General features: G+C 59.4%; 2 protein-coding genes. Both read right to left on the bottom strand.

Annotation, left to right across the window (positions count from 1 at the left end; translation table 11 throughout):
• Positions 1-172: 172 nt before the first annotated feature.
• Positions 173-856 (bottom strand): hypothetical protein, encoded by a 684-nt coding sequence (locus tag ACJH6H_RS29690; protein WP_406776386.1) that lies wholly within the window; start codon positions 854-856, stop codon positions 173-175.
• Positions 857-1,016: 160 nt separating this feature from the next.
• Positions 1,017-1,441 (bottom strand): hypothetical protein (locus ACJH6H_RS29685; RefSeq protein ID WP_406776385.1); only part of this gene is annotated, 425 nt, incomplete at its 5' end.

Genomic DNA, 1,441 nt, shown 5'->3' with positions numbered 1-1,441 from the left:
ACCGTCAGACGGCGATCAACACACCGAAACGGAGGTCGCCTGAAACACCCCGATCCACAGGTATTGACAATTGCTCCAATTCGACGTCATTGTGACCTACTGCCTGGACGGCTTACACGGCCCATTCGGCAGTACAGCTGGCCGACGAGACGAGGACAACCCCAGCGAACCGCTACCGTATCGTCGCGCTGATGATCTGCTGCCGCGAGCCAGGTCCCGTACCGAAATCGGCATTAAGGTATACCTCGCCATTTACCGACCAGAGGTACTGGTTGGGATCGCCAATTGTCACGTTCTTGCCGCTAATCAAATTAGCCAAGTCTGTGGCCGCATCCAATTTGCGTACGACTTCATTTAGCTGCTCACATTTGATGGGCAACTGAATAGTGACGGAGTCCTGCGGCGGCACTGTCACATTAACGTCAGGCAAGTAGCCAATCGCCTCCGGCGCCCATGTACCGCCCCCGCCCCCGCCCCCGACGATGACCTTGGTCCTATAGTCCATGCTTAATTCAAGTCTGTGTACCTGGGTTGCTAGGTGGCCCGAATTGTGCAGGGTGACTTTCGCAGTGAGCGCGTCACGCGGATAGCAACCGCCGACAAGCTCCAGAGTACTGTCGCTGCTCGGTACTGCTCCCGAAACTGCAAGGGCCTGGTCTGCGATCCTGACGCTGTCTCGCGCGACGGTCTCCGCAGCCCGCGCTGTTCTCCAGGATTGCCACGCCGCGACAGCGGACGAGATGGTGGCACACAACGCAATCGTAGAGATGACCACGGTAGCGGTCTTAGTCCATTCTCGGTCTTTGCCCTTCAGCGCAGATACGGGGTCACTCTCGGCGGTGTCGTCGTCAGGCACGCCCAGAGGATATTGCAGGCACACGTACAGCACGCCGAGACCGCCCGGGTTGCCTTCACGTTGCGGACCGTCTCGAATGACTTGAGCATCGGGCCTTCCGGCTCGCGGTGCCCGACAGTCATGTCCCAGCCCTTCAATCGTTATGCGCCCGATGCGCATATTAGGTAGCACACGCGGGCGCGGCCATTCGACGCCAGCCAATGTTCCGGCCATATGCCACAACTTGCTCACCGGCAACCAACACGACCTCGTCCATGCCATCGCGCAATCGCAGGGGCGTACTAATCGGCACGTTTGCGTGCAGTTCAAGCGTCCGAATCATCGCGTATGCCGGCCCGTCCAAGCCGGCGACCAGGGCGGCTACACCGCGCGCATTGCGATTCCGCTTGTTCCGCAATGAGCGAATGAGATTGTCAGCTTGGCTCGAATCCAGCCACCGCTGAAGCGGCGCAACGACGTCGAGCTCCAAATTGTCGGCACTCTGCCAGCCCCATCCGGGACCAAAAACCGGCTCTTCACAGATGAGGGTGTAGAGGTGGTTGGCGCGTCGTTGCCGGGATAGAGGTCGAGGTCTCTCGAAAATGA

The sequence above is a fragment of the Mycobacterium sp. SMC-21 genome, from assembly GCF_045310825.1.
Taxonomy (GTDB): domain Bacteria; phylum Actinomycetota; class Actinomycetes; order Mycobacteriales; family Mycobacteriaceae; genus Mycobacterium.
The sequence above is the reverse complement of the archived record's forward strand: the minus strand, read 5'-3'. Positions and strand labels throughout refer to the sequence as shown.